The 1,958-nt window shown below is 69.4% G+C and carries 1 protein-coding gene; it reads left to right on the forward strand.

Translation table 11 applies throughout. From position 1 onward, the window contains the following. A partial coding sequence (locus G4D85_RS48330) for a non-ribosomal peptide synthetase (RefSeq protein WP_164021889.1) occupies positions 1 to 1,958 on the forward strand: 1,958 nt, incomplete at both ends.

Genomic DNA, 1,958 nt, shown 5'->3' on the forward strand with positions numbered 1-1,958 from the left:
CGCCCGCCCGTCCAGTCCTTCCGTGGCGGTCTGGTCAGCTTCCGCCTCTCGCCCCAGCTCGGCCGCTCCCTGGAAGCCCTCAGCCAGAAGGAGGGCGCCACCCTCTTCATGGCCCTGCTCGCCTCCACCCAGGCCCTGCTCTCCCGCTACTCCGGCCAGGACGACGTCGTCGTCGGCTCTCCCATCGCAGGCCGCCGCTTCTCCGAGCTCGAAGGCCTCATCGGCTTCTTCGTCAACACCCTCGCACTTCGCGCTCGCCTCGACGACTCGCCCTCCTTCCGCCAGCTGCTCGCTCGCGCTCGCGAGTCGACTCTCGGCGCTTACGCCCACCAGGACGTCCCCTTCGAGAAGCTCGTCGAGCAACTCCACGTCCAGCGCGACTTGAGCCGCTCGCCTCTCTTCCAGGCGATGCTCATCCTCCAGAATGCTCCCGCGCCGACGGACTCCTCGTCGGCTTCCCAGAGCGCTCTCTCCATCCACCCCGTCGAGGTGGACGGCCATACCGCCAAGTTCGACCTCACCTTCTCCTTCTCCTCCTCGCCCGACGGCCTGCTCGGCTCCATCAACTACGCCTCGGACCTGTTCCGCGAGGAGACCGTCCAGCGCCTCGCCACGCACCTCCAGGCGCTGCTCGAGTCCGTCGTCGCCTCGCCCGACACCTGCCTCGCAGAGTTGCCCCTGCTCACTCCGAGCGAGCGTCACACCCTCCTCGTCGAGTGGAACGACACGCGCACCTCGCTGCGCCGCTCCCTCATCCATCAGCTCGTCTCAGAGCAGGCTGCACGAACGCCGGACGCCCTCGCCCTCGTCGTGGGTGAAGAGCGATTCTCCTACCGAGCGCTGGAAGCGCGCGCCAACCGCCTCGCCCACTCCCTGCTCGCCATGGGCGTCGGCCCCGAGTCTCGCGTCGCCGTCTGCATGGAGCGCTCGGCCGACCTCCTCGTCTCCCTCCTCGCTGTCCTCAAGGCCGGCGGCGCCTACGTCCCGCTCGACCCCACCTACCCGCGCCAGCGTCTCGAATTCACCCTCGTCGACTCCGGCGCTCGCCTCCTGCTCTCCCATTCCTCGCTGCTGGCCTCTCTCCAGCTCGACACCCACGGCCTGACGACGCTCTGCCTCGACTCCCTGCCTCACGGCTTCGACGCGCTGCCTTCTTCCGCCCCGACCTCACTCGCCTCCGACGACTCCCTCGCCTACGTCATCTACACCTCCGGCTCCACCGGCAGGCCCAAGGGCGTCGCCATCTCCCACGCCAGCGCCACCGCCTTCCTCGACTGGTCGCTGCGCACCTTCTCCCGCGAGCAGCTGGCCGCCACCCTCGCCGCCACCTCCATCTGCTTCGACCTCTCCATCTTCGAGCTCTTCGCTCCCCTCGCCTGCGGCGGCTCCGTCTACCTCGCTGACAACGCCCTCGCTCTCCCCTCGCTGCCAGCAGCCCACGAGGTGACGCTCATCAACACCGTCCCCTCCGCCATCGCCGAGCTGCTGCGCCTGCGCGCCATTCCTCCCTCCGTTCGCACCATCAACCTCGCAGGTGAGCCTCTGCCCGGTACCCTGGTGCGCGCCCTGTACGCCACCGGCACCGTCCACCACGTCTTCAACCTCTACGGCCCCACCGAGGACACCACCTACTCCACCTTCACCCGCGTCCCGGAAGGCCCCGGCGAGCCCTCCATCGGCCTGCCCCTTCCCGAAACCAGCGCCTACCTCCTCAACTCCCGCCTGGAGCTGCAACCCATTGGCGTCCCTGGCGAGCTGTACCTCGCCGGTGCCGGCCTCGCCCGCGGCTACCTCGGCCGTCCTGACCTCACCGCCGAGCGCTTCGTCCCGGACCCCTTCAGCACCACGCCGGGCGCGCGCATGTACCGCACCGGTGACCTGGTGCGCCGCAAGGCCGACTCCCAGCTGGAGTACCTGGGCCGCACCGACTTCCAGGTGAAGGTGCGCGGCTTCCGCAT

The sequence above is a fragment of the Pyxidicoccus trucidator genome (genome assembly GCF_010894435.1).
Classification (GTDB): domain Bacteria; phylum Myxococcota; class Myxococcia; order Myxococcales; family Myxococcaceae; genus Myxococcus; species Myxococcus trucidator.